The sequence below is a fragment of the Glutamicibacter soli genome, assembly GCF_052322135.1.
In the GTDB taxonomy this organism is placed as follows: Bacteria; Actinomycetota; Actinomycetes; order Actinomycetales; family Micrococcaceae; genus Glutamicibacter; species Glutamicibacter soli.
This window is the reverse complement of sequence record NZ_CM125969.1, coordinates 2915333-2941030: the sequence shown is the minus strand read 5'-3', so window position 1 is coordinate 2941030 and position 25698 is coordinate 2915333. Positions and strand designations below refer to the sequence as shown.

23 protein-coding genes and 1 riboswitch are annotated in these 25698 nt (G+C 66.6%); of the genes, 14 read left to right on the top strand and 9 right to left on the bottom strand.

Annotation, left to right across the window (positions count from 1 at the left end):
• Positions 1-52: 52 nt before the first annotated feature.
• Together ACTX90_RS13950 and ACTX90_RS13945 are read right to left on the bottom strand one after the other, a co-directional pair.
• Entirely contained in the window at positions 53-1051 is a 999-nt protein-coding gene (locus ACTX90_RS13950) for a PhzF family phenazine biosynthesis protein (RefSeq protein ID WP_231735905.1), read from the bottom strand.
• A 94-nt stretch (positions 1052-1145) separates the two neighbouring features.
• On the bottom strand, positions 1146-1685 hold the full coding sequence (locus ACTX90_RS13945; RefSeq protein ID WP_443442264.1) for an AMIN-like domain-containing (lipo)protein: 540 nt from the start codon (positions 1683-1685) through the stop codon (positions 1146-1148).
• 204 nt (positions 1686-1889) lie between these two features.
• Between ACTX90_RS13945 and ACTX90_RS13940 the strand changes: the two genes are divergently transcribed.
• Entirely contained in the window at positions 1890-2987 is a 1098-nt protein-coding gene (locus ACTX90_RS13940) for a mechanosensitive ion channel family protein (protein WP_052772477.1), read from the top strand.
• Positions 2988-3082: 95 nt separating this feature from the next.
• Here ACTX90_RS13940 and ACTX90_RS13935 read toward each other — a convergent pair whose 3' ends face one another.
• Entirely contained in the window at positions 3083-3727 is a 645-nt protein-coding gene (locus ACTX90_RS13935) for a YqaJ viral recombinase family protein (RefSeq protein WP_231735906.1), read from the bottom strand.
• A gap of 64 nt (positions 3728-3791) precedes the next feature.
• Positions 3792-4052 carry a glutaredoxin family protein gene (locus tag ACTX90_RS13930; protein WP_052772476.1) on the bottom strand — a complete coding sequence of 87 codons (261 nt, stop codon included), beginning with the start codon at positions 4050-4052 and terminating at the stop codon, positions 3792-3794.
• 130 nt (positions 4053-4182) lie between these two features.
• Here ACTX90_RS13930 and ACTX90_RS13925 point away from each other — a divergent pair, with 130 nt between their 5' ends.
• The 3 genes from ACTX90_RS13925 to ACTX90_RS13915 all read left to right on the top strand — a co-directional run bounded on the left by ACTX90_RS13925 (position 4183) and on the right by ACTX90_RS13915 (position 7486).
• Positions 4183-4920, top strand: coding sequence for an ABC transporter ATP-binding protein (locus ACTX90_RS13925; protein WP_047119965.1), 738 nt, complete (start codon positions 4183-4185; stop codon positions 4918-4920).
• Positions 4917-6242 (top strand): FtsX-like permease family protein, encoded by a 1326-nt coding sequence (locus ACTX90_RS13920; protein WP_443442263.1) that lies wholly within the window; start codon positions 4917-4919, stop codon positions 6240-6242. Before ACTX90_RS13925 ends, ACTX90_RS13920 begins: the two co-directional genes overlap by 4 nt.
• Positions 6243-6430: 188 nt before the next feature.
• Positions 6431-7486: an ABC transporter substrate-binding protein gene (locus ACTX90_RS13915; RefSeq protein ID WP_047119963.1), complete on the top strand. Its 1056-nt coding sequence runs from the start codon at positions 6431-6433 to the stop codon at positions 7484-7486.
• A 3-nt stretch (positions 7487-7489) separates the two neighbouring features.
• On the opposite strand, the gene ACTX90_RS13910 is transcribed toward ACTX90_RS13915, so the two are convergent.
• On the bottom strand, positions 7490-8287 hold the full coding sequence (locus ACTX90_RS13910) for an MBL fold metallo-hydrolase (RefSeq protein WP_047119962.1): 798 nt from the start codon (positions 8285-8287) through the stop codon (positions 7490-7492).
• Between the two features lie 20 nt (positions 8288-8307).
• On the opposite strand from ACTX90_RS13910, the gene ACTX90_RS13905 reads away from it, so the two are divergent.
• Genes ACTX90_RS13905 through ACTX90_RS13895 form a run of 3 tightly spaced genes read left to right on the top strand, consistent with a single transcriptional unit; the run spans position 8308 to position 12353 of the window.
• On the top strand, positions 8308-9357 hold the full coding sequence (locus ACTX90_RS13905) for a FecCD family ABC transporter permease (protein WP_047119961.1): 1050 nt from the start codon (positions 8308-8310) through the stop codon (positions 9355-9357).
• On the top strand, positions 9354-10412 hold the full coding sequence (locus ACTX90_RS13900; protein ID WP_053798685.1) for a FecCD family ABC transporter permease: 1059 nt from the start codon (positions 9354-9356) through the stop codon (positions 10410-10412). Before ACTX90_RS13905 ends, ACTX90_RS13900 begins: the two co-directional genes overlap by 4 nt.
• A gap of 3 nt (positions 10413-10415) precedes the next feature.
• Complete coding sequence (locus ACTX90_RS13895) at positions 10416-12353, top strand: SIP domain-containing protein (protein WP_443442262.1); 1938 nt, start codon at positions 10416-10418, stop codon at positions 12351-12353.
• Between the two features lie 88 nt (positions 12354-12441).
• Here ACTX90_RS13895 and ACTX90_RS13890 read toward each other — a convergent pair whose 3' ends face one another.
• A complete protein-coding gene (locus ACTX90_RS13890; protein WP_047119959.1) occupies positions 12442-12930 on the bottom strand; it encodes a MarR family winged helix-turn-helix transcriptional regulator in 489 nt (162 codons plus the stop codon).
• 111 nt (positions 12931-13041) lie between these two features.
• On the opposite strand from ACTX90_RS13890, the gene ACTX90_RS13885 reads away from it, so the two are divergent.
• Positions 13042-14877, top strand: a complete 1836-nt coding sequence (locus tag ACTX90_RS13885; RefSeq protein ID WP_113608163.1) for an ABC transporter ATP-binding protein — start codon at positions 13042-13044, stop codon at positions 14875-14877.
• Here ACTX90_RS13885 and ACTX90_RS13880 read toward each other — a convergent pair.
• Positions 14874-15398: a MarR family winged helix-turn-helix transcriptional regulator gene (locus tag ACTX90_RS13880; RefSeq protein WP_047119957.1), complete on the bottom strand. Its 525-nt coding sequence runs from the start codon at positions 15396-15398 to the stop codon at positions 14874-14876. The two genes, ACTX90_RS13885 and ACTX90_RS13880, sit on opposite strands and share 4 nt — an antisense overlap.
• 159 nt (positions 15399-15557) lie before the next feature.
• Between ACTX90_RS13880 and ACTX90_RS13875 the strand changes: the two genes are divergently transcribed.
• Both ACTX90_RS13875 and ACTX90_RS13870 read left to right on the top strand, forming a co-directional pair.
• Positions 15558-16133 (top strand): NADPH-dependent FMN reductase, encoded by a 576-nt coding sequence (locus ACTX90_RS13875; RefSeq protein WP_053798680.1) that lies wholly within the window; start codon positions 15558-15560, stop codon positions 16131-16133.
• A 137-nt stretch (positions 16134-16270) separates the two neighbouring features.
• On the top strand, positions 16271-17389 hold the full coding sequence (locus ACTX90_RS13870) for a glutathione S-transferase C-terminal domain-containing protein (RefSeq protein ID WP_053798679.1): 1119 nt from the start codon (positions 16271-16273) through the stop codon (positions 17387-17389).
• 15 nt (positions 17390-17404) lie between these two features.
• Here the strand turns inward: ACTX90_RS13870 and ACTX90_RS13865 are convergent, their stop codons facing one another.
• Positions 17405-17716 carry a putative periplasmic lipoprotein gene (locus tag ACTX90_RS13865; protein WP_047119954.1) on the bottom strand — a complete coding sequence of 104 codons (312 nt, stop codon included), beginning with the start codon at positions 17714-17716 and terminating at the stop codon, positions 17405-17407.
• Positions 17717-17832: 116 nt separating this feature from the next.
• Here ACTX90_RS13865 and ACTX90_RS13860 point away from each other — a divergent pair, with 116 nt between their 5' ends.
• Positions 17833-18723, top strand: coding sequence for an RNase H family protein (locus tag ACTX90_RS13860; RefSeq protein WP_113608165.1), 891 nt, complete (start codon positions 17833-17835; stop codon positions 18721-18723).
• An 87-nt stretch (positions 18724-18810) separates the two neighbouring features.
• Here the strand turns inward: ACTX90_RS13860 and ACTX90_RS13855 are convergent, their stop codons facing one another.
• Positions 18811-20253 carry an APC family permease gene (locus ACTX90_RS13855; protein ID WP_047119952.1) on the bottom strand — a complete coding sequence of 481 codons (1443 nt, stop codon included), beginning with the start codon at positions 20251-20253 and terminating at the stop codon, positions 18811-18813.
• Between the two features lie 262 nt (positions 20254-20515).
• Between ACTX90_RS13855 and ACTX90_RS13850 the strand changes: the two genes are divergently transcribed.
• From ACTX90_RS13850 to gcvP, 3 genes are all read left to right on the top strand, one after another.
• Entirely contained in the window at positions 20516-21673 is a 1158-nt protein-coding gene (locus ACTX90_RS13850; protein WP_443442261.1) for a serine hydrolase domain-containing protein, read from the top strand.
• 10 nt (positions 21674-21683) lie between these two features.
• Positions 21684-22472 carry an SGNH/GDSL hydrolase family protein gene (locus ACTX90_RS13845; RefSeq protein WP_053798675.1) on the top strand — a complete coding sequence of 263 codons (789 nt, stop codon included), beginning with the start codon at positions 21684-21686 and terminating at the stop codon, positions 22470-22472.
• 106 nt (positions 22473-22578) lie between these two features.
• Positions 22579-22676, top strand: a riboswitch (glycine riboswitch).
• A 165-nt stretch (positions 22677-22841) separates the two neighbouring features.
• A complete protein-coding gene (gene gcvP / locus ACTX90_RS13840; RefSeq protein WP_443442260.1) occupies positions 22842-25688 on the top strand; it encodes an aminomethyl-transferring glycine dehydrogenase in 2847 nt (948 codons plus the stop codon).
• Positions 25689-25698: the final 10 nt, after the last annotated feature.

Here is a 25698-nt window from a genome sequence, read left to right as displayed (position 1 = left end):
CTAGTGCGTTCGGGCGCAATGCGAAATAAATAGGAAGACTATTGAAGCTGAATCAGTCGAAGCTCACAGTTCCGCAGACCCTGGTCACCACGTCGCCGCTGACCCAGACGCCCTGGTCGTCGGCCTCGACGTGCAGGATCGCATCGCGTCCCACCCGGGTGCCCTGGCGCACCGTGTAGCGCTGCGGGGCGTAGCCGGTCTCGGTCAGCCAGACGCCGAAGGCGGCGTTCAGGCTGCCGGTGGCGGGGTCCTCGGGGACGGCTTCGCCGGGAACGAAGTTGCGGACCTCGAAATCCGCCGGCGGCTGCATCACCACGGAGCCGAACCGTTCCTCGGAGCGTTCGAGGTCCGAGGAGTCCAGCGGGAGCAGCTCCTCGCGGGTGCCTGCCAGGCGCGGCAGGACCGACTGGCGCGGTTGCCAGCTGCCGTTGGAGACGCTGGATGCGGTGTACGGGCCGATGACTCCGACTTCGAGGCCTTCCAAGGCGTCGAAATCCGGTTCGATGGCCAGCACCACGTCGGCGTCGCGCAGCACCAGGCCTGCCGGCTGGGGGCCGTTGACCAGCCAGGAATGGTCGATGACGTCCTCGGGCTGCAGGCCCAGGCCGGAGATTGCCCACTGCAGGACGTCGGGCTCCAGCGGGCCCGAACGGGTTAGCGGGGGAGCGAGGAAGGCGATGCGCTGGGAGTGCTCGGCGGTGCCTTTCCGCTCGACGCGCAGCCGGATCAAGCCGCTGCGGCACTCCTGGATCAGGGAGCCGCTGGGGCCCGGTTCGCCGCCGGATTCCAGCCAGGCGTGGGCGGCCCCGAGCGTGGGATGGCCGGCGAAGGGCAGCTCCGTCGTCGGGGTGAAAATGCGGATCGCGTAGTCAGCCTCCTCCTCGGTCGGCTCGACGAAGAACACGGTCTCGGCCATATTGACCCACTTGGCGAAACGCTGCATCTGGTCGTCGCTGAGATGGTCGGCGTCGAAGACCACGGCCAAGCCGTTGCCGTTGAATTCGGTGGCCGCAAAAACGTCAACCTGCTGATAGGCAAATGTGCTGCTCATACATAGCATCGTGGCACATTCGTCAGCAGGTTGACGGGGTGTTACGCGGAACGTCATGCAAAAAGTGCCGAACCGCACCGAATATTTTTTGCGGTCACCACTGGTGGGCGACGTCGATCACGAGCCGGGAGGATGTCCCCGGGCCGTTGAGCAGGAATGCACGCATCGGAAGCCGTGCCCGGGTGGAGACGCCGAGCAGGGTTTCCCCTTCGAAGCTTCCCAGCCAGACCTGCTGCTTGAACGTCTTGTAGTTCAGGGTCTTGACCTGGGCACCTGGATTGTACGAGGTGCTTGTCGGGGCATGGAGCTGGATCTGCAGCTTCGCCCCGCCGGTGGTCTTCACTTCAATTCCGGAAGCGATGCCGACGAACTTGTCGACGTACTTCACGGTGTAGCCGGCCGGCTTGGACTTCAGGTCGATGACCATGCGGTCGTAGCACGTGTGCTGGCCGGTGCGCACGTTGGTCAGGGCGGACGTGGTGGACAAGGTCTTGGTCTTGGCCAAGGAACCCCAGTAAACGGTTGCGCAGGTCGAGGCTGCGGTGGAGGTGGGTACTGCTACTGCTGCGGGCGTCATTGCCAGCATGGCTGCCGTCGCCGTGGCGGCGACGATTCCGAATTTTGTTCGGCGCACGGTGATCACCGGCTTTCTGTGGTTGCGCCAGCCGGCCGATTCACGTGGCCGGTCACACTACTAAAGCGCCGCGGCCGGGGAAAAGGCAAGAGTCTGGAGAAAACGGAACGATACCGATATTGATCTGTGACGGAGGCCGAGAAGTTCGGAATGACACAAGCGGCTACACAGCTCCCGGCCAGAGCCCTATGACATGCTTTAAGGATGACTCCAACACCTACCGCACCCATCGACGAAACTGTTGAAGATGTCATTCAGGCCTCAAGCTTCCTACCCGAATCGTTGCAATTCTGGGTGGTTATAGCTATTGGTGCAGTCGTTGCCGGGATCCTGACGGTCGTCTTCAGCGGCGTCGCGCGCCGCATCCTTTCGCGCATGGGCATTCCGGCCGGGACCGTGAAACCGACCAGGACTCCGTTCTTCGCCACGATGACCTCGATCGTCGTCAAATCGGTGTTCTCGATCTTCTACCGGGACAGGCCCTGGTACAACGCCTGGCAGTTTGTCATCCTCGCCTTGCTGATCTTCTTCCTCACCTGGTTCATCATCAGCGTCGTCAAGGTCATCGAGACCTCGGTGCTGACCCGGGTGGAAGTCAGGTTCGGTCCGGGACGCAAGCTGGCCAAGGTGCGCACCCAGGTGGGCCTGCTGCGCCGGGTGCTGACCGCGGTGCTGTGTGTGCTGGCGATCGGGGCGGTGCTCCTGTCCATCGAGCAGGTCAGGGCGCTGGGCGCCGGTATTCTCGCCTCCGCCGGCCTGGCTTCGGTGGTTGTCGGCCTGGCCGTGCAGTCCACGTTGGCCAATGTCTTCGCCGGCATCCAGATCGCGTTCACCGATTCGATCCGTGTGGAGGACACCGTGGTGGTGGAAGAAGAACGCGGCACGGTCGAGGAAATCACCCTGTCCTACGTGGTGGTGCTGCTGCTGGACGGGCGTCGCATGATCCTGCCTTCCACCTACTTCACCACCACCCCGTTCGAGAACTGGTCGCGCCGCAGCAGCGAGATCTCCGGCAATGTGGTGCTGCAGCTGAAGCTGAACGCCCCGATCGAGTACCTGCGCCAGCGCACCACCGAACTGCTTGAATCCTCCGATTGGTGGGACGGCCGCACCAATGCCCTAAACGTGACCGACGTCCAGGGCGGCCTGCAGACATTGACCATATTTTTATCGGCGCGCAACCCCTCGGACCTGTGGGAGCTGCGCAACATGGTCCGCGAGAAGCTGCTGGGCGAACTGGTGCAGAGCTATCCCGAATGCCTGCCGGATCCGCGCACGCTGCCAAACGCCCCGACCGTGTAGCGATATATGCAGATGGCCCCGTGGAACCGCCGCTTCTGCGGTGCGTTCCACGGGGCCATTGCGGCTACGAGGACGGCTGAGGCGGCCGGCCTGGACTAGAGCCGCAGCGCGGCCGGCCCGTAGTCGTTGTAGCGCTGCTGCCGGGCGGTGGCGTCGCGCAGGGCCGAGATCAGCGACTCGGCCTTGTCGATCAGGTCCCGGATGAGGTCGTCATCGCGTTCGACCCACAGGTACTCCGGGGTGTCGCGCAGCGGGACGAAGTTGTCGTGCTCCTCCCAGACGAACAGGGTGCGCTCGGCACCGATGACGTGCTGCTGCCAGAGCACCTGGCGCAGGTAGTTCTTCGGGATCTTCTTGAACGGCTTGTTGGTGGTCTTGATTTCCGCGAGCACCGGCACCCCTGCCGCGTCGAACCCGAGGCCGTCGGGGGTGGCCAAGTGCAGTCGGGAGTGCTGGGCGTGGAACAGCTGGGTGGAAGGGAAGATGTTGAAGTTCTCCTGGACCCAGGCGGCGATCACCGGCTCGCGCTTGCGGCCGTGGTCCGTGTAGGGGTTCCCGGAGAAGCCGTTGCCGTAGAGCTTGTCCCATGCGGCGTTCTTGATCGACTTCTCGGTGGAAAGCTTGGCCACGTCGGTCGCGGTGATGCCCTGCGACCGGGCCCGGAGCCACTCGATGCGGTTGGACGAATCGGCGAGAACTCGTTCGAAGCATTCATGGCTGACACCGGGCACTGTAATCACGTGCTCTATTCTCCCCCACAAAAGGAGCGCAACCGTGCATCTGCGCATCCAATCCCGCGTGAGGCTAGTCGCTGGCGCGGGCGATGGCGGCCAGCAGCTGGTTCAGGGTGGGCGGCTGCCCGCCGCGGAACCGCTCCTGCCCGTCGACCAGCAGGCGGATCACCGGGGTCGAAGTGATGCCCAGCTCCTCGCCGCGCCGCACCTGCTCGACCACGTTGATTTCCTCGACCTCCAGGTCCGGCAGCAGCCGCTGGACGCGGCGGACCAGCGACCTGGTGCTGACGCAGGGCGCGCAGAACGGCTGCGAGTACAGTTCCAGCTTCATGGATCCGGTGTTCCTCCTGCCGGGGGATGGAGCGCGAGGCGCGGGCCTCATACCAGGGTATGTGCCCGGGCCGGCCGGTTTCGCTCCCCGAGACGATGCGCCCGGCCGCCGACATTGAAAACATGGAAGCATGCTAGAAAATTCCTTGGGACGCCCGGCAGTCATCTCCGCCCGCGGCCTGTACCGCAACTTCGGCAGCACCGCTGCCCTGGACAACGTGAACCTCGACATCCAGCTGGGCCAGTCGCTGGCCATCATGGGCCCGTCGGGATCCGGCAAGTCCACCCTGCTGCACGCGCTGGCCGGAATCGACCTGCCGGACTCCGGGCAGATCACGCTGAATTTGCCGGGGAGCGCCCCGGTGCAGATCGAATCGCTCAAGGACAAGCCCCGCACCAAGCTGCGCCGCGAGGCCTTCGGCTTCGTATTCCAATCCGGGCTGCTGATCCCGGAGCTGACAGCCATCGAGAACGTGGCCATGGCGCTGATGATCAACGCGGTGCCGCGTTCCAACGCGATGGACCGCGCCGCCCGGGCGCTGGCGCAGCTGGGGCTGGCGGGCATGGAGGAGCGCCGCATCGGGCAGCTCTCCGGCGGCCAGCAGCAGCGTGTGGCCATCGCCCGCGCCCAGGTGACCGGTGCCAGCGTGGTCTTCGCCGACGAGCCGACCGGAGCGCTGGACTCGGCCACCGGCGCCGAGGTGCTGGAAACCCTGCTGGACTGCACCGTCGGCGCCGGCAAGTCGCTGGTCATGGTCACCCACGACCGCACGGTGGCCGAACGCTGCGACCGGATCGTGCACCTGAGCGACGGCCGGTTGCTGGACGGCACGGCGCGCCAGGAGCGCCAGGCAGGAGCCTGGTCATGAATTCGGTGCACCTGGCCTGGATGCTGGGCCGTCCCTCCTCGACGCGCAGCTCGTCGCAGATCCTGACCGTCAGCGCCTACGCCATGGTCAGCGCGATGCTGCTGATCGTGCTGGGCGGCGCCTACTCGTTCACCAGCTTCGAACGCGAAGCCCAGGCGACCTACCTGCCGCTGGCGGGATTCGCGGTGGTGCTGCTGGCCGTGCCGCTGATGGTGCTCGGCTCGGCCGCTGCCCGGCTGTCGGCGCGCACGCAGGACCGCGCGTTGTCCTCTCTGCGGCTGCTGGGCGCGACCGGCGGCCAGATCCGCAGCGTCTCGCTGCTGCAGGCCGCCGGCACCGCCTTGGCCGGGGCCTTGGCGGGCGTGGTGCTGTACCTGGCCTCCTCGCCGCTGGTGGCGATGACCCGCTTCCAGGGCGCGCCGCTGGGTGACGCCATCTACCTGCCCTGGTGGGCGGTGGCCATCGCGGTGGTAATCATCGTGCTGCTGGCGGTGATCAGCTCGCTGGCCGGGCTGCGCAAGCTCATCATCACCCCGCTGGCCGTGGCCACCCGGCAAAGCGTGCCGGTGCCCAGCTGGATCCGGGTGCTGGTCACGGTGGGCTCGGTGGCGCTGCTCTACTTCGTCTTCACCAACATCGGTGTGGTGAGCCAGGAATTCGGCACCATCATCGCGGTGATCATCCTGGGCTTCGGCTTCGGCCTGCTGGTGCTGAACCTGGCAGGGCCGTGGCTGGTGGCCACGGTCGGGCGGAGCAAGCTGAAGAAGGCGGTCAAGCCGGAGCAGCTGCTGGCGGCCCGCATGATCCTGGAGAACCCCGGCGAATCCTGGCGCCAGGTGTCAGGCGTCGCGATGGCCTCCTTCGTCGCCGTGGTCGGCGGCAGCGGGGCGGCGCTGATGAGCATGGGCAACGGTCAGGAGTCGACCGGCACCTGGTTCGACTACCTGCCGCAGGACATCCTCACCGGCGTGCTGCTGACCCTGGTTATTACTTTTGTTTGCGTGGCCGCGTCGGCCTCGATTTCGCAGAGCGCCAGCACCCTGGACCGCGCGGACCTCTACGACGGACTGCACAAGCTGGGCATGGGCTACGAGGTGATGAATGCGGCCCGTACCAAATCGCTGATGATCCCGGCGCTGACCGCTTCGATCGGCTTTGCCATCGCCTCGGTGGTGCTGGTCCTGCCGCTGGCCGGCGTTGCGGTGCTGATCAAGCCGCTGACGGTGCTGGTGGTCATCCTGGCCGTGGTGCTGGGCCTGGTGCTGATCCGCGCGGCCATCAGCGTGGCCAACCCCCGCCGGCTGCTCGCCGAGCGCGCCTAGCAGGTATTTCCGGGGCTCCAAGGTAGGGGACGGATACCCGAAAAGCCCAGATTTTCTCCGATTAGGGATTAACCGTGTTGCGTAATGCGGACGAAAACGCGTATTGTGACCTGTGGTTCGGGTAGGCATGCCTTACCTATTCGAATTCACAGTTCACGGAACCTCGCATAGTCTGGATAACCCCGCCCATGAATATCTCGCGCCGCACCGGCATCTTCGCCGCCTCCGCCGCCATCCTCGCCCTGAGCCTGACCGCCTGCGGCTCCAGCGCCGAACCCGGCGCCAATTCCTCGGCCGCGCCGTCGGCCTCGGCAGACTTCAGCCCGGTGACCATCAAGAACATCTACGGGGAAACCGAAATCACCGAGGTGCCGGAAACCATCGCGACCATCTCCTGGGTCAACGCCGACACCCTGCTGGCACTGGACACCGTGCCGGCCGGCATGGACACCGACACCTACGGGCAGAACGCCAACAACTCCACGGACTGGAAGGACGCCGCGCTGGCCGAGCTGGGCGCGTCCATCGGCTCCGAGAAGGCCCCGAAGCAGTTCGACATCGCCGACGGCATCGACTTCACCGGCATCGCCGAACTGAAGCCGGACGTCATCTTCGCCCCGTACTCGGGCATGACGCAGGAAGAATACGAAAAGCTGGAAAAGATCGCCAAGGTCGTCGGGCCGATCGAAGCCAACTACACCACCAGCTGGCAGGACGCCACCGAAGCGGCGGGCCAGATGCTGGGCAAGCAGGACCAGGCCACCGCCTTGATCTCGGAGATCGAGGGCAAGATGGCGGCCGTGGGGGACCAGAACCCGGTGCTGAAGGATTCCACCTTCATCGCGGCCGACCTCTCCTCGCCGGAGACCTCCTACGTGTACTCCACCGGGGACACCCGTCCGCGATTCCTGACCGCGCTGGGCATGAAGCAGGCGCCGTACGTGGATGAGAACGCCGCCAAGGACGCCTTCTACTTCACCGTCTCCCCGGAAAAGGTCAACGAATGGGACGCGGACGTCGTCTTCGCCTCCGCCGTGGCAGGAAACACCGTGGACGACATCGTCAAGGCCCAGCCGCTGTACGGCCAGATCCCCGCCGTGAAGAATGACGCGGTGGCCCTGCCGGGTACCGACCAGGCCACCTTGTCCATCTCCGCGGCCTCCCCGCTGTCCATCGAATGGGCGCTGGAGCACGTGGTGCCGAATATCGTGAAGGCCGCCGAGAACGCGGCGGCCGCCAAGTAGCCCTTAGGCAGTTCGCGACAAGTAGTGCAATTGCGCCTCAAGGGAATGACTCGCCGCGCCGGCCAGGCGCGGGTCAAGGTCGGGGTAGACCAGATCCAGCAGCTCTGCTGGCTTTGCGTCCGCCCCGGCCTTGCCGAGCTTCTCCAGCGCGGCGCGCACCTGGTTCAGCCGGTCCTCCCGGTGCGCCAGGTATCCCTCCAGCAGCGGGTGGGATTGCCGGTGCTGCTCGCCGTGGGCGGGATGCAGCGGCATGTCCGGCAGCTCCAGCAGGCGCTCCAGCGAGGACAGGTAGTCGTACAGCGTTCCATCGGGGTGCTCCAGGATGGTGGTGCCCCGGCCCAGCACGGTATCCCCGGTGAACAGGTGCTCCTCGGCGCCGATGCGCACAAAGCAGACCGAGTCCGAGGTATGCCCGGGAGTGAATTCCACCCGCACCGCGGTGCCGGCAGCCTCGATGGCCTCCCGGTCCGCGAACACCTCGGCCCCGCGGCAGAACTGCTCCAGGAAGGCACGCACCGGGGCCCCGGTCAGTTCGCTCAGGCGGTCGATGCCCTCGGTGTGGTCCGGATGGCGGTGCGTGATCAGCACCAGCTGCACGTCGTAGGCGGCCAGCGCCTGCAGGTGCGGCTCCAGCTCGGGGCCGGGATCGATCACGATCACCGGAGTCCCGGGCGCAAGGCTCGCCTCGGGGGCGAACAGCAGATAGGTATTGGTCCCGTCGAGCGTCATTTCCGAAGGGTTGTCGGCACGCAGCACGGCAATGCCGGGCGCCAGAACTGTGGGCGCAGAAACATGATCCATGACAACGAGTGTAGGAAGCAATGACCGCAACCGAAAGTACATTGCGCCCCGCAGCGCAACGTTCCGGCCCCGGGCTGGGAGGCAAACTCGGTGCCCTCGCGCTGCTGGTGCTGGTGCTGGCAGCTGCCGTCCTCGCTTCGCTGCTGCTCGGGGCCCGCAACGTCGGCCTGGACAGCGTGCTGGCCGCGTTGTCCAATGTCGACCCCGCAGACGGGGACCAAGTGGTGGTGCAATCACGAATGGCGCGCACCGTCGGGGCCATCGTGGTGGGCGCCGCCCTGGGCCTGGCCGGCGCCGGGTTGCAGGGGCTGACCCGCAACCCGCTGGCGGACACCGGGATCCTGGGCCTGAACGCCGGCTCCTCGCTGGCCGTGGTGGTTGTGGTCGCGCTCGCCGGGGCGGCCTCGCTGCCGCTGGTCATGGCGGCGGCCTTCCTCGGCGCGGCGCTGGTCATGACGCTGGTCTACGTGGTCGCCAGCGTGGGGCGCGAGGGCGCCACCCCGATCAAGCTCGCCCTGGGCGGTGCGGCGCTGGCCGTGGGCGTCGGCTCGATCACCAACACCATTCTGATGATCTCCAAGTCCACGCTGGATGAATTCCGCATGTGGCAGATCGGCTCGCTGTCCGGCGGAAGCCTGGAAACCTACCTGCTGGCAGTGCCGGTCATCGCCGTCGGCGCGCTGGTTGTGCTGTCCACCGCCCGCGCCTGCAACGCCGTGGCCATGGGCGAGGACACCGCGATCGCCCTGGGCATCAACGTGAACCGTGCGCGCCTGCTCGGCTCGGTCGGCGTGGTGCTGCTGGCCGGCACCGCCACCGCCGTGGCCGGGCCCATCGCCTTCGTCGGCCTGATGATCCCGCATGCGGTGCGCCTGCTGGTGGGCGGGGACTACCGCTGGATCATGCCCGCCAGCCTGCTCGCAGGGCCGATCCTGCTGCTGCTCGCGGACACCGCCGGACGGCTGGTCCTCCCGCCAAGCGAGATCCAGGTCGGTGTCATGTGCGCCATGCTCGGCGGGCCGATCTTCATCATCATGATGCGCAGCGGCATGAAGTCGGTGAAGCTATGAGCGCCATCGAGCAGTCCACGCGGCGGCACGAGCCGGGGCGGCCCACCGGCGTCGCGGCCCGCCGCTCCGCGCGGGTGCGCATCGCGGCGCTGTGGATGCTCTTGGTGCTGCTGGCCACCGCCGCCGCCTACATCTTCTGGGGCCGCGACCGGCTCCCGGTGGACGAGGTCCTGCAGGTGCTGGGCGGGGCGAGCGTGCCCGGCACCAGCTTCATCCTCATGGAGGACCGGCTGCCGCGGCTGGTGGTCGGGGCGCTGGCCGGGGCCGGGCTGGGCATCTCCGGCGCGCTCTTCCAGCGCTGGCTGGGCAATCCGCTGGCCAGCCCCGACGTGATCGGCGTGGGCTTCGGCGCCTCGGCCGCCGCGATCGCCGCGATGATCGTCTTCGGCGTGAACGACTGGAAGCTGAGCGCCTTCGCGCTCGCCGGGGGCCTGGCCGTGGCCGCGGTGATCTACTGGCTGTCGGCCTCGGGCCAGCGCACCGGTTCTCGGCTGATCCTGGCCGGCCTGGCCATCGGGGCCATGCTGCAGGCGCTGATCCAGTTCCTGCTGACCCAGACTGAGGTGAACACCGCCAGCGACGCGATGCGCTGGCTGACCGGTTCGCTGTCCGCCAGCACCTGGGAACGCGCGGCGGTGCTGGGCATCGGCGTCGGCGCGGCGGGAATCTTCCTGCTGCCGGTGGTGCTGAGGCAGCTGAAGCTGCTGGAGCTGGGCGAGGACGCCGCGGCGGCGCTGGGCTTGCACGTGGGACGGGCCCGCGTGCTGCTGGTCTTCACCGCGGTGGCCCTGGGTGCGATCCCCATCGCCGTCACCGGGCCGCTGGCCTTCGTTGCCTTCCTGGCCGGCCCGATCACCGCCGCGCTGTCCCGCTCTGCGATCCATGTGCCGCTCGCCGGGCTGACCGGTGCGACACTGGTAGTGGTCGCCAATTTCTTTGCCGCGAACCTGTTCGCGCAGATCAACCTGCCGGTGGGCGTTATCACCGGCGCATTCGGCGCACCGTTCCTCATTTGGGTGCTGGTGCGCGCCAACTCTACTGGAAACGGGGGATAACCCATGGCCACTTTGCAGGCTAGCGGGCTGACCTTGGCCTACGACAAGGTCACCATCGTCGATGAATTGTCACTGGACATCCCCGCCGGGCAGGTGAGCATCGTGGTCGGGGCCAACGGCTGCGGCAAGTCCACGCTGCTGCGCGCCCTGTCTCGGCTGCTGAAGCCGGCCGGGGGACAGGTGCTGCTGGACGGTGCGGACATCCACTCCAAGCCGGCCAAGGAGGTCGCCAAGACCCTGGGCCTGCTGCCGCAGTCGCCCACCGCCCCGGACGGGATCACCTCCCGCGAATTGATCAGCCGCGGCCGCTACCCGCACCAGGGCCTGTTCAAGCGCTTCTCGGCCGAGGACGAGGCGGCGGTGAACCGCGCCATGGAGCTGACCGGCACCGCCGGCCTGGCCGACCGCCCGGTGGACGAGCTCTCCGGCGGCCAGCGCCAGCGCGTATGGATCGCCATGGCCCTGGCCCAGGAAACCGACCTGCTGCTGCTCGACGAGCCCACCACCTTCCTAGACGTGGCCCACCAGCTGGAAGTGCTGGACGTGGTCAGCGAGCTGAACCGCACCCGCGGCATCACCGTGGTCATCGTGCTGCACGATCTGAACCTGGCAGCCCGCTACGCCGACTACCTGGTGGCGCTGAAGGACGGCAAGATCTACGCCGCCGGGCACCCCACCGAGGTGGTCACGGAGAAGACGGTCAAGGCGGTGTTCGGCATGCCCAGCCGCGTCATCCCGGACCCGGTGGCAGGCACCCCGCTGGTGCTGCCCATCGGCCGCCAGCGTGTGCTGCGCACCGAATCGGTGCTCGCCGCCAACGGCATCTTCCGCGGCGACGCGCCGGTCAACGAGCCGCGGGCGCTGGCCGAAGGCCTGGAGCAGGACTCCGCGGTGGTCGAGGAGGAGGCGCAGGCCGCCACCCGGGCCGTCGCCGAGACGGACCCGAACCTCGCCCGCCCGGCGCGCGAGCATCTGCAGACCCTGGCCTTCCAGACCACGGTCCTGCGCAGCCAGCAGCTATCCCCGTCCTTCCGCCGGCTCACCGTGGGCGGCGCGGACCTGGAGGACTTCGGCACCAACAGCCACCCGCTGGACATGCGCATCAAGCTGCTGCTGCCGCCGGAGGCAGGCTTCGGGCCGAACAGCGAAATCGCCAGCCTGCGCCCGGATGCGCTGACCAGCCCAGCCGAGCAGCTGGGCTGGTACCAGCGTTGGCTGGCCATCGACCCCGCGCAGCGCGGCTACATGCGCACCTACACCGTGCGCGCGTTCCGCGAAGCCGGGCACCGCGACAACCTGGGGACGACCCCGGAGCTGGACATCGACTTCGTGCTGCACGGCAAGGTGGTGGACGGGCGGCTGCAGGGCGGTCCTGCCACCGAGTTCGGCGACCGCGCGCAGCCGGGCGACCCGCTGCTGCTGCTGGGTCCGAACAAGGCGTTGACCGACGACAGCTATGGCGGCATCGAATTCCGCCCGGGTGCCGCGTCCCGCATCGTGCTGGCCGGCGACGAGACCGCGGCCCCGGCCATCTGCGCGATCCTTGAATCGCTGCCGGCCAACGTCACCGGTCACGCGTTGATCGAGGTGCCGGAAACCACCGACATCCTGGGCACCACCACCCGCTCGGGCATTTCCGTGCAGTGGCTGACGCGCGGCACCGCGGAGCACGGCTCGCTGCTGCGCGACGCGGTCCGCGGCGCCGTGGCCATCCCGGGCGCCGGCGTGGTGCAGACCACCGCGGACCCGGAGGACATCAACGTGGACGAGGACATCCTGTGGGAAACCGGCCAGGCCCAGTCCGCCCCGTTCTACGCCTGGATCGCCGGGGAGGCTGGCACCGTGAAGGAGCTGCGCCGCTACCTGGTGCGCGACGCGGGCATCGACCGCAAGCAGGTGGCGTTCATGGGCTACTGGCGCCGGGGCAAGCAGGAGAACTAGCCTTCCTCCGCACGCTGGAAGGGGCTCCCGCCCGCCGGAAACATCGCCGGCAGGCGGGGGCCTCTGCGCATTCCACGCCGGGACGGGGTCAGTTGGCGGTCCGGTCTGCGGTGCCCGGCTTGCAGGTCCCGGCGCGCGGAGGGCGGGGGTTCTCTCGGTTCAGGATGCCCAGCAGGCGGGTGAGCTCCTCGCGGTCCTCGGCGCCGAGCTTGTCGAAGTAGCCGTCCATGCTGCTCTTGCGCAGCGCCGAGAGCTCGCCGAGCAGCTCCCGGCCGGCGTCGCTGAGCACAATCAAGGTAGCGCGGCGGTCGCCCGGATCCGGGGTGCGGAGCACCAGTGACTTGGCCGCGAGCTGGTCCACCACCTCGGTGGTCGAACGCGCAGCGATGTGCAGGCGCTCAGCCAGCTGGGAGTTGCGTAGCCCCTGCTCCTCGGCGCGGCCCAGGATGGACAGCACCCGGGACTGGTGCGGGGTGACGCCCGCGGGGATCAGGCTGTCGCGCCAGCGGCCGCGGATGGTCCGGGACGCCTGCAGGAATAGATCGGTCAAGTCAGGCTTGGACTCATCGGTGTGCATAGGGTCAAGGATAGTGTGTTTTCCCGAACAGTTTCAAGATGTAACCACATAGTGAGGTAACCTCTGCTATTCTGTAATCCACAGTGGAACAACCAGTGGAAGGGAGCACCCATGCACCCGATGGCGCCAATGGGCGGCGGAAGGCCGCCGGCTTCGGCGGCGCGCAGCGCCGACGACAAGAAGTGGCTGGCTGAGCACCCGGTCTCCGTCAAGCGCATCGCCGCGCTCTTCCGCCCGCATCTGGGCACGGTCATCGTGGTGGTGCTGCTGATCGTCGCCTCCTCGCTCATCGGACTGGCCCAGCCCTTCATCATCCGCGAGCTGATCGACGTCGCCATCCCGAACCGGGAGGTGGACTTGCTGCTCGCCGGCGCCGGGGGACTGGTGCTGATCGCCCTGGTCTCCTCGGTGCTGGAGGTGGTCCAGACCTGGCGCGCCACCCTGATGGGGCAGAGGGTCATGCACGGGCTGCGCACTGGGCTCTTCACCCACCTGCAGAAGCAGTCGCTGGGATTCTTCACCAACTCCAAATCCGGCGACGTGCAGTCGCGGCTTATCAACGACGTTGGCCAGATGCAGTCGGTGATCACGAACTCGGCGACCAGCATCGCCTCCAACCTGACCACCGTGGTCGCCACGGCCTGCGCCATGGTCGCGATCTCCTGGAAACTGAGCCTGATCTCCCTGGTGGTGCTGCCGCCGGCGATCATCCTGGCCCGGCAGACCGCCCGGCTGCGCCGCGCCGTCACGGGCCGGCGCCAGCGTGAAATGTCGAACCTGACCTCGCTGATCGAGGAACGCCTGAGCATCTCCGGGGTGCGGCTGTCCAAGATCATGGGCACCGGCGCCGCCGACGCGTCGGCTTTTGCGCAGTCCAGCCACCGGCTGATCGACCTTGAAATGAAAAGCGCGCTGGCCGGACGGTGGCGCATGGCGGCCATGAGCATCATCTTCGCGGTGATTCCCGCGGTCCTGTACCTGGTGGCGGGGCTGCCGGCCACCGGCGACGGGATGAGCATCGGCACGCTGGTGGCCTTCACCGGGCTGCAGGCAGGCATCTTCCGGCCTGTCATGGGGCTGATGCAGATCTCGGTGCAGTGGATCTCCGCGATGGCGCTGTTCGGCAGGGTCTTCGAATACCTGGATACCGACCAGGCGCTGCCGCTGCCCGAGCATCCGCGCCGGCTGGATCCCGCGGCGATGCGCGGGGAAGTGGTGCTGGAGCGGGTAGGTTTCCGCTACCCCGGGGCTGCCGCGCCGACGCTGGAGGCGCTGGACCTGGTGCTGGAGCCGGGAACCATGACAGCGGTGGTCGGGGCGACCGGGTCGGGCAAATCCACCATGGGCTCGCTGCTTCCGCGGCTGCTGGATCCGACCTCGGGGCGGGTGCTGCTCGACGGGGTCGACCTGCGCGAGCTGGACCCCGAGCAGGTTTCCCGGGCGGTGTCGGTGGTGGCGCAGGAAAGCTACCTGCTGCACACCACGGTGCGGGAGAACCTGTTGTGGGCGGCGCCGGGGGCCAGCGAGGCCGAGCTGTGGCAGGCGCTGGAAGCGGCGCAGATCGCCGAGCTGATCCGCTCGCTGCCCGACGGGCTGGAAACCGCGGTGGGCCAGCGCGGACACCGCTTCTCCGGCGGGGAACAGCAGCGCCTTGCCATCGCGCGCACCATGCTGCGCCGGCCCAAGGTGCTGGTCCTCGACGAGGCGACCAGTGCGCTGGATACCGTCACCGAGGCGCTGGTGCAGCAGGCGCTGGACGAGCTGGCGGTCGGGCGCACTACGCTGCTGATCGCGCACCGGCTGAGCACGGTGCTGCGGGCCGACCGCATCGTGGTGCTCGATAGCGGGCGGATTGTCGAATCCGGAACCTTCGCCGAGCTGGTGGAGCAGGGCGGGCGCTTCGCCCGGCTCGTGGCGAACAGCGAGTTCGCCGACAGGGTCGGCTAGTCCTCTTCGCAGTCCTGCGGGCCGCCGGGGACGGACGCCTTGCAGGACGGGTCGGACTCGCAAGTCTCCAGGGCGCCGAGGATCTTGGGCAGCGCGGTTTCGAGCGCTGCGCGTTCGTGCTGGTCCAGCGAGTCGAACAGCTTTTCGCGGATGAAGGTGACGTGGCTCGGGGCGGCTTCGCGGATGGTCTTCCATCCGGCCTCTGTCAGTTCGATCTGCTGCCCGCGGCGGTCGGTTGAATCCGAGCAGCGGGTGATCATGCCCTTGGCTTCCATGCGGCGCAGCAGGTGGGACAGCCGCGAGCGGTCCCAGCGCAGGTTGTCGGCGATGTCCGCCGGGCGCAGGGAGGTGGCGGGTCCTTCGGAGAGCACCGCGAGCACCGAGTACTCGCCGGTCTGCATGCTCGAATCCACGCTCAACTGGCGGTCCATGGCGCTGGGGAACTGCCACAGGAACTCGCGGATAATCCGCCAGAGGGCCTGTTCCTTGTCATCGAGCCAGCGGGTCTCATCGGCAGCCATCCGTGGGCGCTCCTTCTCTACGTGGCGTACCCGGCATGCTGCGGGTCCGCGCTCATTTGTTGACGTATCAATTATCTCTGGTATTGTTGGATTTAGCAAGAGTTGATGACGCATCAACTAAAGAGTTCGGCGCACGAACTTCCCCAAGGAGAAAATACTATGTCGAAGATCGCCATCGTTACCGGTTCTACTCGTCCAGGCCGCAACAACATCAGCGTTGCCCAGTGGGTGCTGGAGCAGGCGCAGGCATTTGGCGGCGCCGACTTCGAGCTTGTAGACATCGCGGACTTCAACCTGCCGGTGCTGGACGAAGCCTTCCCGGCCGCCTACCAGAACTACCAGGGCGAGCATGCCAAGGCCTGGGCCGCCAAGATGAACGAGTTCGACGGCTACATCTTCGTCACCCCGGAGTACAACCACTCGGTCTCCCCTGCGCTGGCCAACGCGCTGAGCTACATCAACGTCGAGCTGAACAACAAGGCCGCCGGCCTGGTGGGCTACGGTTCGGCCCTGGGCGCCCGCTCCATCGAGCACCTGCGCGGCATCCTCTCCGAGCTGCAGGTAGCCCACGTGCAGAAGACCGGCCTGTTCTCCCTGTTCACCGACTTCGAGAACTTCTCGAACTTCAAGCCGACCGCGGAGGGCGCCGCTTCGGTGCAGCCGATGTTCGAGCAGCTGCTGGCCTGGACCGAAGCCATGAATTCGGTGCGCGCCGCCGCATCCGTCAGCGCCTAATTGCACGCTGCCTGAACGGCCTAGCGTTCAAGTGCAAACGGCGGGAAGCTTGTACCAGGCCTTCCCGCCGTTTGCCGTATCACCCGAGAACTTGCCCCAGAGCGGGCAACCAAGCCAAAGATTGTGGAGGATCGAGCATGTCGCAGGACTATTCAACCAAGGGCGCGTACGTCACGGGCAGTGAATTCACGCGCGATACCAACTACATCCAGGACCGCATCGTTGCCGATCCGCGGCCGGAGGCGTTCTCCCACGGGGAGCCGGTAAGCAAGATCGGGCACCCGAATGCGGCCCTGGGCGAAGGCGCCCAGCTCTGGCAGGTCGAAGCAGGGCGCTACCGCTTGGTGGCCGCCCGCGCCTGCCCGTGGGCCAACCGCACGCTGATCGTGCGCCGCCTGCTGGGCCTGGAGGATGCGATTTCGGTGGGCCTGCCAGGTCCGACCCACGACGTGCGCAGCTGGCGGTTTGATCTGGACGAGGGCGGCAAGGACCCGGTGCTGGGCACCGAACGCCTGCAGGAGAACTACTTCAAGCGCTTCGCCGACTATCCCCGTGGCATCACCGTCCCGGCCATCGTGGACATCCCCAGCGGCGCGGTGGTCACCAACGACTACCCGCAGATCACCTGGGACTTCTCCACGCAGTGGAAGCAGTTCCACCGCGAAGGAGCCCCGGACCTGGTCATGGAGGACCAGCTCGACGAGATGCTCCCGCTGATCAAGCGCATCTTCACCGAGGTCAACAACGGCGTCTACCGTGCGGGCTTCGCCGGTACGCAGGCCGCCTATGAGGACGCCTACGACCGGATCTTCACCACCCTCGACTACCTCGAAGAACGCCTGGCCACCCGCCGCTTCCTCATGGGCGACTACATCTCCGAAGCCGACGTGCGCCTGTTCACCACGCTGACCCGCTTCGACCCGGTCTACCACGGACACTTCAAGGCCAACCGCAACAAGCTGATCGAGATGCCGAACCTCTGGGGCTACGCCCGCGACCTGTTCCAGACCCCGGGCTTCGGCGACACCGTGGACTTCGAGCAGATCAAGGACCACTACTACAAGGTCCACGAGGACATCAATCCAACGCAGATCGTGCCCAAAGGCCCGGACCTGTCCAACTGGCTCGAATCCCATAACCGCGACGAGCTGGCGGACAACGGCCCATTCCTGGGCGGCACCGCTCCGGGCGAAGTCCGCACCGAGGAACGCGTCGCAGCAGGCCACAACCCGCTGTACCCGCTGGAAGGAAAATAGCCGGCAGCGGTCGGGCTACCTCTTGAAGTCGAAGCCCTGCTGCTCGCACGCCGCGGCAAACGCCTCGTCGTCGGTGATCACGGGCTGACCTGATGCATCTGTCGATACCGCGTTGCGGATCGAATCGGTGGAGGCCGCCGAGCCATGCTCGGCGGCCTTTTGCCGATTCGTCTGCCCGATATCGCCCGGGGCGGTCAGGCTGCCGCCGTAGTGGATGCACGCGGTGCTGCCCTCGGGATCGCTGCGGCGCAGGTCGTCGGGCGACGGACCCGAGCAGGCGGCCAGGCCCAGGGTCGCAACAACGAGGAGCGGCAGAATCTTTTTCACAGTTCACCATCCTACGGACCATCGCCAGCGCCGCGGCGTTGGCGCGGCGCAAGGACTCCGGAGCCTTCGCACGTCTCTTTAGGCGGCGGGGGAGGTCAGGTGGCAGGATTAAAGCCATGACGATCACCGCAGCGGCAGACGGATCAGCCCTAGGAAACCCCGGCCCGGCAGGCTGGGCCTGGTACATCGACGAGGCGAACTGGGCCTCCGGCGGCTGGGACCATGGAACCAACAACATGGGCGAGCTGCAGGCGGTCCTCGAACTCTTCCGCGCCACCGCCCAGTACCCGGAGCAGGAACTGAAGATCCTGTGCGACTCCCAGTACGCCATCAACTGCATCAGCAAGTGGATGCCGGGATGGAAAAAGCGCGGCTGGAAAAAGGCCGACGGCAAACCGGTGCTGAACCAGGAGATCCTCAAGGAATTGGATGCGGCGATCAAGGACCGCAAGTACACCTTTGAATGGGTCAAGGGCCACGCCGGGCATGACCTGAACGAAGCTGCCGACGACCGTGCCCGTGCCGCCGCCACCGCGCACCAGCAAGGCACTGCGCCGGACCCGGGCCCCGGTTACACCGCCGGAGCGGCATCTGCCGCGGCAGCTTCCACCGCAGCCCCTGCCGCCCCCGCTGAAGCAACCGCTCCCAAGTCCGCCCAGGATACGGCTGCCACGATCTATGAACTTGAACTGGGCTTCCTCGACCCGCAGATCCGCACCAGCTTCGCCGAGCTGAGCGATTTCCTGCATCCGGGATACCAGGAAGTCACCCGCGGTGGCGGGCTGCTGGATGTCGCCACGGTGCGCACCCAGCTCGAAGCCGGGGCGCAGCTGCCTGCCACCGGCGAGGTGCAGGTGCTCACCGCCCGCGAGGTCGACAGGGATCTGGCCCTGCTGGCCTACCGCATGAAGGTCGAGGGCTCGACGATCCTCGTGGTCTCCTCATGGTGGCAGCGCACCGAGAGCGGCTGGAAGCTGCGCTTCCGCCAGGAAACCGTCCAGCAGTAGCCGCAAGGCGATGGGCATCCCGCCCCAAACGGCGAAGGCACGAACCCCGCACGGTTCGTGCCTTTGCCGTTTTGCCGGGGCGGATTGCTAGAAGTGCCCCGAGGAGATGTTGCCCTTTTTGTAGTTGATGCGGTTGGCCAGCCAGTTGACCGCCCAGAGCGCGACGCCAAGGGCCAGCAGCAGCCCCGCAATCTCATACTGCACCCAGTCCGCGCGCGAGCGGGCCCATGGCCCGATCAGGAAAGCGCTGGTGGCGGCGCCGAGGATCGGGATGATCGTCGGTGCGCGGAAGGAATCCTCCGGCGCCTTGTCGCGGCGCAGCACCAGCAGTGCGATATTGACCATCGTGAAGACCACCAGCAGCAACAGGGCGGTGGTGCCGCCGAGCGAGCCGACGATCCCGCTTTCGGTATCCAGGTTCACGTAGACCACCAGCGCGATGGCCAGCAGCGTGGTGAAGATGATCGATAGCGTCGGGGTGCGACGCTTGGAATGCACCTTGCCCAGCACCTGCGGCAGCACACCCTGGCGGGCCATGCCGTAGAGCAGGCGGCTGGCCATGAGCATGTTCATCAAGGCGGTGTTGACCACGGCGAAGACCGTCAGGAACGGGAAGATCGCGTCCACCGGCAGGCCCGGGGCGCCGATGCGCACGACATCGAGCAGGATGCCCGCGTCAGGATTCTTCGGGTTCAGCAGGTCGCCGGTGGGGATCACCATGATGATGGTGACCGCGACGAGCATGTAGATCACGGCGCAGATGCCCAGGCTGATGAGCATGATGCGCGGGAAGGTCTTGTTGGGGTTCTTGGTTTCCTCGACCAGATTCACCGAATCCTCGAAGCCGACCATCGCGAAGAACGCGATGGCGGTGCCCATGGTGACCGCTGCGAACAGGCTGCGGTCCTCGGGGGCCTCGAAGACCACCAGTCGGCTGATGTCGCCGTGGCCGCTGGCGATGGCGCCGATGCCGATGGAGATGATCACTGCCATGATGCCCAGGGAGATCACCGTGAGCACCATGTTGAACTTGACCGATTCCCCGACGCCGCGCAGGTTGATCAGGGCCAGGATCACGATGATCGCGATGGCGGCGAACATACCGGCTTCGGGTGTGGTCGGCACGCCCTCGATGAATTGGCCGAAGCCGATCAGCAGGTTCTGCCCAACCAGGGTGGCCGAGGTCGCGGCGCTGGTGATGCCGGAGCAGGCCACCGTGAAGGCCACCAGAAAGGTGACGAAATGGATGCCGAAAGCCTTGTGAATATACAAAGCAGCGCCCGCCGCGTGGGGATACTTGGTGACCAGCTCCATGTAGCTGAAGGCGGTCAGCGTCGCAATGGCGAAGGCGATCAGGAACGGCAGCCAGGCGGCGCCGCCGACCTGTCCGGCGACCTTGCCGGTGATCGCGAAGATGCCTGCGCCGATGATGTCGCCGATGATGAGGAACATCAGGAGTTTGGGGCCGATGACCCGCTTGAGTTCGGCGGGTTGTCCGCCTGGAGTTGAGTCTTCTCGGGTTGCAGTCATAGGCGGATGAGCCTTTCCAATCTTCGATTCGAGCTGAAGAATGCGACATATTTTGTCGTCGTCTATTCAATGGGCGAAATCGATCACTATGCTAACAGCAATAAATGCTTGTCGTTCCGGCCTTTTCGGAGGTTATTCCTCCGTTTATTGAGAATGGCTCTTTGAGGAACTTATGGTTCAGGCATGATTTCGCCGGAGAACGCGAATTTCCGCTGCGGCTACTAGTGTTAGTTGCAAAGAGACATGCTTTCGAAGGATTTAGATGGAATCGGTCATAACTGACGACTTTGCCCCGCTCGCGCAGGCGCTGCAGGGCCGTGCCGCAGTGGAGGACGGCTACTCGGCGCAGCTGGCCGTGTACCACCGCGGCGCCCTGGTGTTGAGCCACAGCGTGGGGGAGCACCTTTCGGGGGATGCGCTCACCTGCGTGTTCTCCTGCACCAAAGGGCTCAGCGCACTGGTCATCGCCCTGCTGGTCCAGGACGGGCTGATCGATCCGGTCGCCCCGATCACCGACTACTGGCCCGAATTCGGCACCCACGGCAAGGGCAAACTGAGCGTCGGGGAAGTGCTCAGCCACCAGGCCGGAGTGCTGGGCGTCCCCGGCGGGGTGCCCAGTCAGGTGTTGCTGAACTCCTCGGAATATGCCAAGATCCTCGCCACCATGCCGAGCATCTGGCCGCTGGGCCAGAACATCGTGGGCTACCACGCCATCACCATGGGTGTGCTCATGGAGGAACTGGTCCGCCGGGTCACCGGCAAAGAGCTGAAAGAGGTCTTCGAGGAACGCATCCGCAAGCCCCTGGGCGTGGACGCGTATATCGGGCAGGACGACTCGCTGGAACCGCGCTACCGTGACGTGCTCCCCGCCGCCCCGGCCGAACCGGCATTCTTCGACCCCTTCTCCCCGGCAGGCCTGGCAGTCAACTCGGCCTCCGGGTTCGCGCTGGACAGCGGTCCGGTCTACAACTGGCACGAGCTGGCCAACTCCCGGCAGGTCCGCAGGCTCGGCCCGGCCTCCATGGGCGGCGTCGCCGATGCCCAGTCGCTGGCGGCCATCTACGCGGCCTCCTTCGGCCCGGTGCCCTCACTTGGCGCCGCCCGGGGGTTCCTGAGCGAGGACACCTGGTCCCGGGTATCCGCGGAGCTCGTCTACGGGCACGACCGCACCAACGGGCTGCTCCAGGCCTTTGCCCTGGGATTCATGAAGGCCACCGCCCGCAACGACTATGGTTCGATCTTCGCCTACGGCCACGACGGGGCGAACTCCTCGCTGGCCTTCGCCGATCCGGCCTACCAGCTCGGCTTCGCCTACATTCCGTCGCGCAACGAGGGCGAGAAGAGCATTTCCACGGGCGTGCAGCTCAGCCAGCTGGCGCGCCAGGTGGTTATCGGCAAAATGATGCAGGCCAAGGGCTAGGAGGAAGAGCATGGCAAAGTTTCTGGCAATGGGGGACTCCTTCACCGAAGGCGTTGGCGACGACGATCCGCTGCGCCCCAACCAAGTGCGCGGCTGGGCGGACCGGGTGGCCGAGGTGCTGTGCGCCCGCGGCGACTGGGAATACGCGAACCTCGCGATCCGCGGCAAGAAGATCGGGCAGGTGATCAACCAGCAGATGGACCAGGCGCTGTCCATGAAGCCCGACGTGGTCTCCCTCTACGCCGGCGGCAACGACATCCTGCGGCCCAAGGCCGACCTCGAGGCGCTGATGCGCAGCTACGACAGCATGGTCAAGCGCTTCGCCGATGCCGGGATCACCGTGCTGCTGTTCACCGGCTTCGACACCGTCGACTCGCCGCTGTTCTCCAAGACCCGCCCGCGCACCGCGATCTACAACGAAAAGGTGCGCGAGATCGCCGACCGCTACAACACGCTGGTCGCCGACTACTGGCGTTGGCGCGAATTCTCGGACGTGCGCTACTGGGCCGTGGACCGCCTGCACATGGGCACCGCCGGCCACACGCTCATGGCCGCCAAGGTGCTGGACGTGCTCGGAACCCATGGCGTCACCGAGGGCAATTGGTCCTCCGACATCGAAGTTCCGGTGCTGCCAGCGGCTGCGGTGAACGCCCGCGGTCAGAAACTGCGCCAGGACCTCGGCTGGGCCCGGGAATACCTGGCTCCATGGGTCAAACGCCGCCTGACAGGCACTTCCTCGGGGGACAGCCTGAGCGCAAAATACCCGGACTACATCCGGCTGGGCGCGGAAAGCAGCTAGCGCGCGTCATGCAGGGGCTCCGGGGCCGAAAGATTGTTTGCAGTTGGCCCCGGGGCGGGTACCATGGGAGGTGTGTTGTGGGTCATTGGCCCGCAACCGACGCCATAGAAGGATGGCGGGAGAGTCCCGTTCACACCATGGACGGGCGCCGTAGGAGCAATTCCTCCCCAGGAAACTCTCAGGCACCCGTACCGCCATCAAGAGGCAACTCTGGAAAGTAACCGGCCTGTTCCGGTTCACCGAAGGTGCAAGCAACCGGTTTGGTAGGCCGGCTGCGTAAAACTCTCAGGTTGTGCAACAGGGATGGGGAGGGACAGCGACCTTCCTTTGGCATGCGCCAAGACAGATCCCCATGGAGACACCTGCACCATGACCATCACGCAGACTTCTGCTAACACGAACAGCGAATTCGTGTCCCGCCATATCGGCCCGCGTCAGTCCGACGTCGAGACCATGCTCCAGACCCTTGGCTACAACAGCCTGGACGAGCTGATCGACACGGCAGTTCCCGCCGACATCCGCCAAGATGCCGCTCTGGACATCCCGGATGCACTGACCGAGACCGAGGCACTGGCCCACCTGCGTGAGCTGGCATCCAAGAACGTCATGAAGACCCAGATGATCGGCCAGGGTTTCTACGACACCATCACCCCGGCAGTCATCCGCCGCAACATCGTCGAGAACCCGGCCTGGTACACCGCCTACACCCCGTACCAGCCTGAGATCTCCCAGGGCCGCCTCGAAGCCCTGCTGAACTTCCAGACCATGGTCATGGACTTGACCGGCATGCCGATCGCCAACGCCTCGCTGCTGGACGAATCCTCCGCCGCCGCCGAAGCCGTGCTGATGATGCGCCGCGCCAACAAGAAGAAGTCCAACGGCAAGACCGTGCTGGACTCCAACATCTTCCCGCAGACCATCAAGGTCGTGCAGGGCCGTGCCGATGCGCTGGGCTTCGAGGTCGAGGTCGCCGACCTGTCCGCGGGCTTGCCGGAAGGCGACATCTCGGGCATCGTGCTGCAGCAGCCGGGCAACGACGGCTCGATCGCCGACCACGCCGAGGTCATCGCCGCCGCCAAGGCCGCCGGCGCGATGGTCACCGTGATCGCCGACCTGCTCTCGCTGACCATGATCGCTGCCCCGGGCGAGCAGGGAGCCGACATCGCGGTCGGCAACACCCAGCGCTTCGGCGTGCCGCTGTTCTTCGGCGGCCCGCACGCCGCCTACATGGCCGTGGCCAAGGGACTTGAGCGTTCCATGCCGGGCCGCCTGGTGGGTGTCTCCACCGACGACGCCGGCACCAACGCCTATCGCCTGGCCCTGCAGACCCGCGAGCAGCACATCCGCCGCGAGAAGGCCACCTCCAACATCTGCACCGCCCAGGCGCTGCTGGCCATCTGCGCCTCGATGTACGCCGTCTACCACGGCCCTGCAGGCCTGAAGCAGATCGCCACCCGCGCCCACAACCACGCCCGCGTGCTGGCCAGCTCCCTGGTCGCCGGCGGCTTCGAACTGGCATCGCAGGCCTTCTTCGACACCGTGGTCGTGACCGTCAAGGACGCCGAGGAAGTCATTGCCAAGGCCAACGATGCAGGCATCAACCTGCGCAAGGTCTCCGGCACCCAGGTCGGCATCTCCACCGACGAGACCACCACCTCCGCCACCGTCAAGGCCCTGGCCGGCGTCTTCGGCGTGGAACTGTCAGCACCGGAAGGCTTCGAGATCCCCGAGGGCCAGGTGCGCACCAGCGCCTACCTGACCCACCCGATCTTCAACACCATCTCCTCCGAGACCCAGATGATGCGCTACCTGCGCCGCCTCTCGGACCGCGACCTGGCCCTGGACCGCACCATGATCCCGCTGGGCTCGTGCACCATGAAGCTGAACTCGGCCGCCGAGATGGAATCCATCACCTGGCCTGAGTTCGCCTCCATCCACCCGTACGCCCCGGCAGCGCAGACCGCCGGCTGGCGCGAGCTGATCACCGACCTGGAAGGCCGCCTGACCGCGATCACCGGCTACGCCGGCGTCTCCATCCAGCCGAACGCCGGGTCCCAGGGCGAGTACGCAGGCCTGCTGGCGATCTCCGACTACCATGCTTCGCGCGGCGAGTCGCAGCGCAACGTCTGCCTGATCCCCGCCTCGGCCCACGGCACCAACGCCGCCTCGGCAGTGCTGGCCGGCATGAAGGTTGTGGTCGTCAAGACCGCAGCCGACGGCACCATCGACGCCGGCGACCTGGATGCCAAGATCGAGGCCAACAAGGACGTGCTGGCCGCGATCATGATCACCTACCCGTCCACCCACGGCGTGTACGACGCCGACGTGCGCGAGGTCTGCGGCAAGATCCACGACGCCGGGGGACAGGTCTACATCGACGGCGCGAACATGAACGCCCTGGTGGGTCTCGCCCAGCCGGGCAAGTTCGGCGGCGACGTCTCGCACCTGAACCTGCACAAGACCTTCTGCATCCCGCACGGCGGCGGCGGTCCGGGCGTCGGCCCGATCGGCGTGGGCGAGCACCTGGTGCCGTTCCTGCCGGGCGACGCCTCGGGCACCTACTCCGAGCGCGACGGCGTGCCAGTGGTCGCCACCGCCTTCGGCTCGGCCGGTGTGCTGCCGATCTCCTGGGCCTACATCGCGATGATGGGCAGCGAGGGCCTGACCAGCGCCACCAAGCACGCGATCTTGAACGCGAACTACATCGCCAAGCGCCTGAATGAGCACTTCCCGATCCTGTTTACCGGCAACAAGGAACTGGTTGCGCACGAGTGCATCCTGGACCTGCGCGAAGTCACCGCCAAGACCGGCGTCACCGCAGAAGACGTGGCCAAGCGACTGATCGACTTCGGCTTCCACGCACCGACCCTGGCTTTCCCGGTCGCCGGCACCCTGATGGTGGAGCCGACGGAGTCGGAGGACCTGGCAGAGATCGAGCGCTTCATCGAAGCCATGATCACCATCCGCCAGGAAATGGAAGAAGTGCTGGCCGGCGTCTACGAGCTGGCCGAATCCCCGCTGCGCCGTGCCCCGCACACCGTGGCGGCAGTGGTCAACAGTGGTTGGGACCGCAAGTACACCGTCGAGCAGGCAGCCTTCCCGGTCGCCAGCCTCAAGGTGGACAAGTACTTCCCTGCGGTGGGCCGCATCGACGGCGCCGGCGGCGACCGCAACCTCATCTGCTCCTGCCCTGCTCCAGAAGCCTTCGAAGTCTAGGAACATCGCA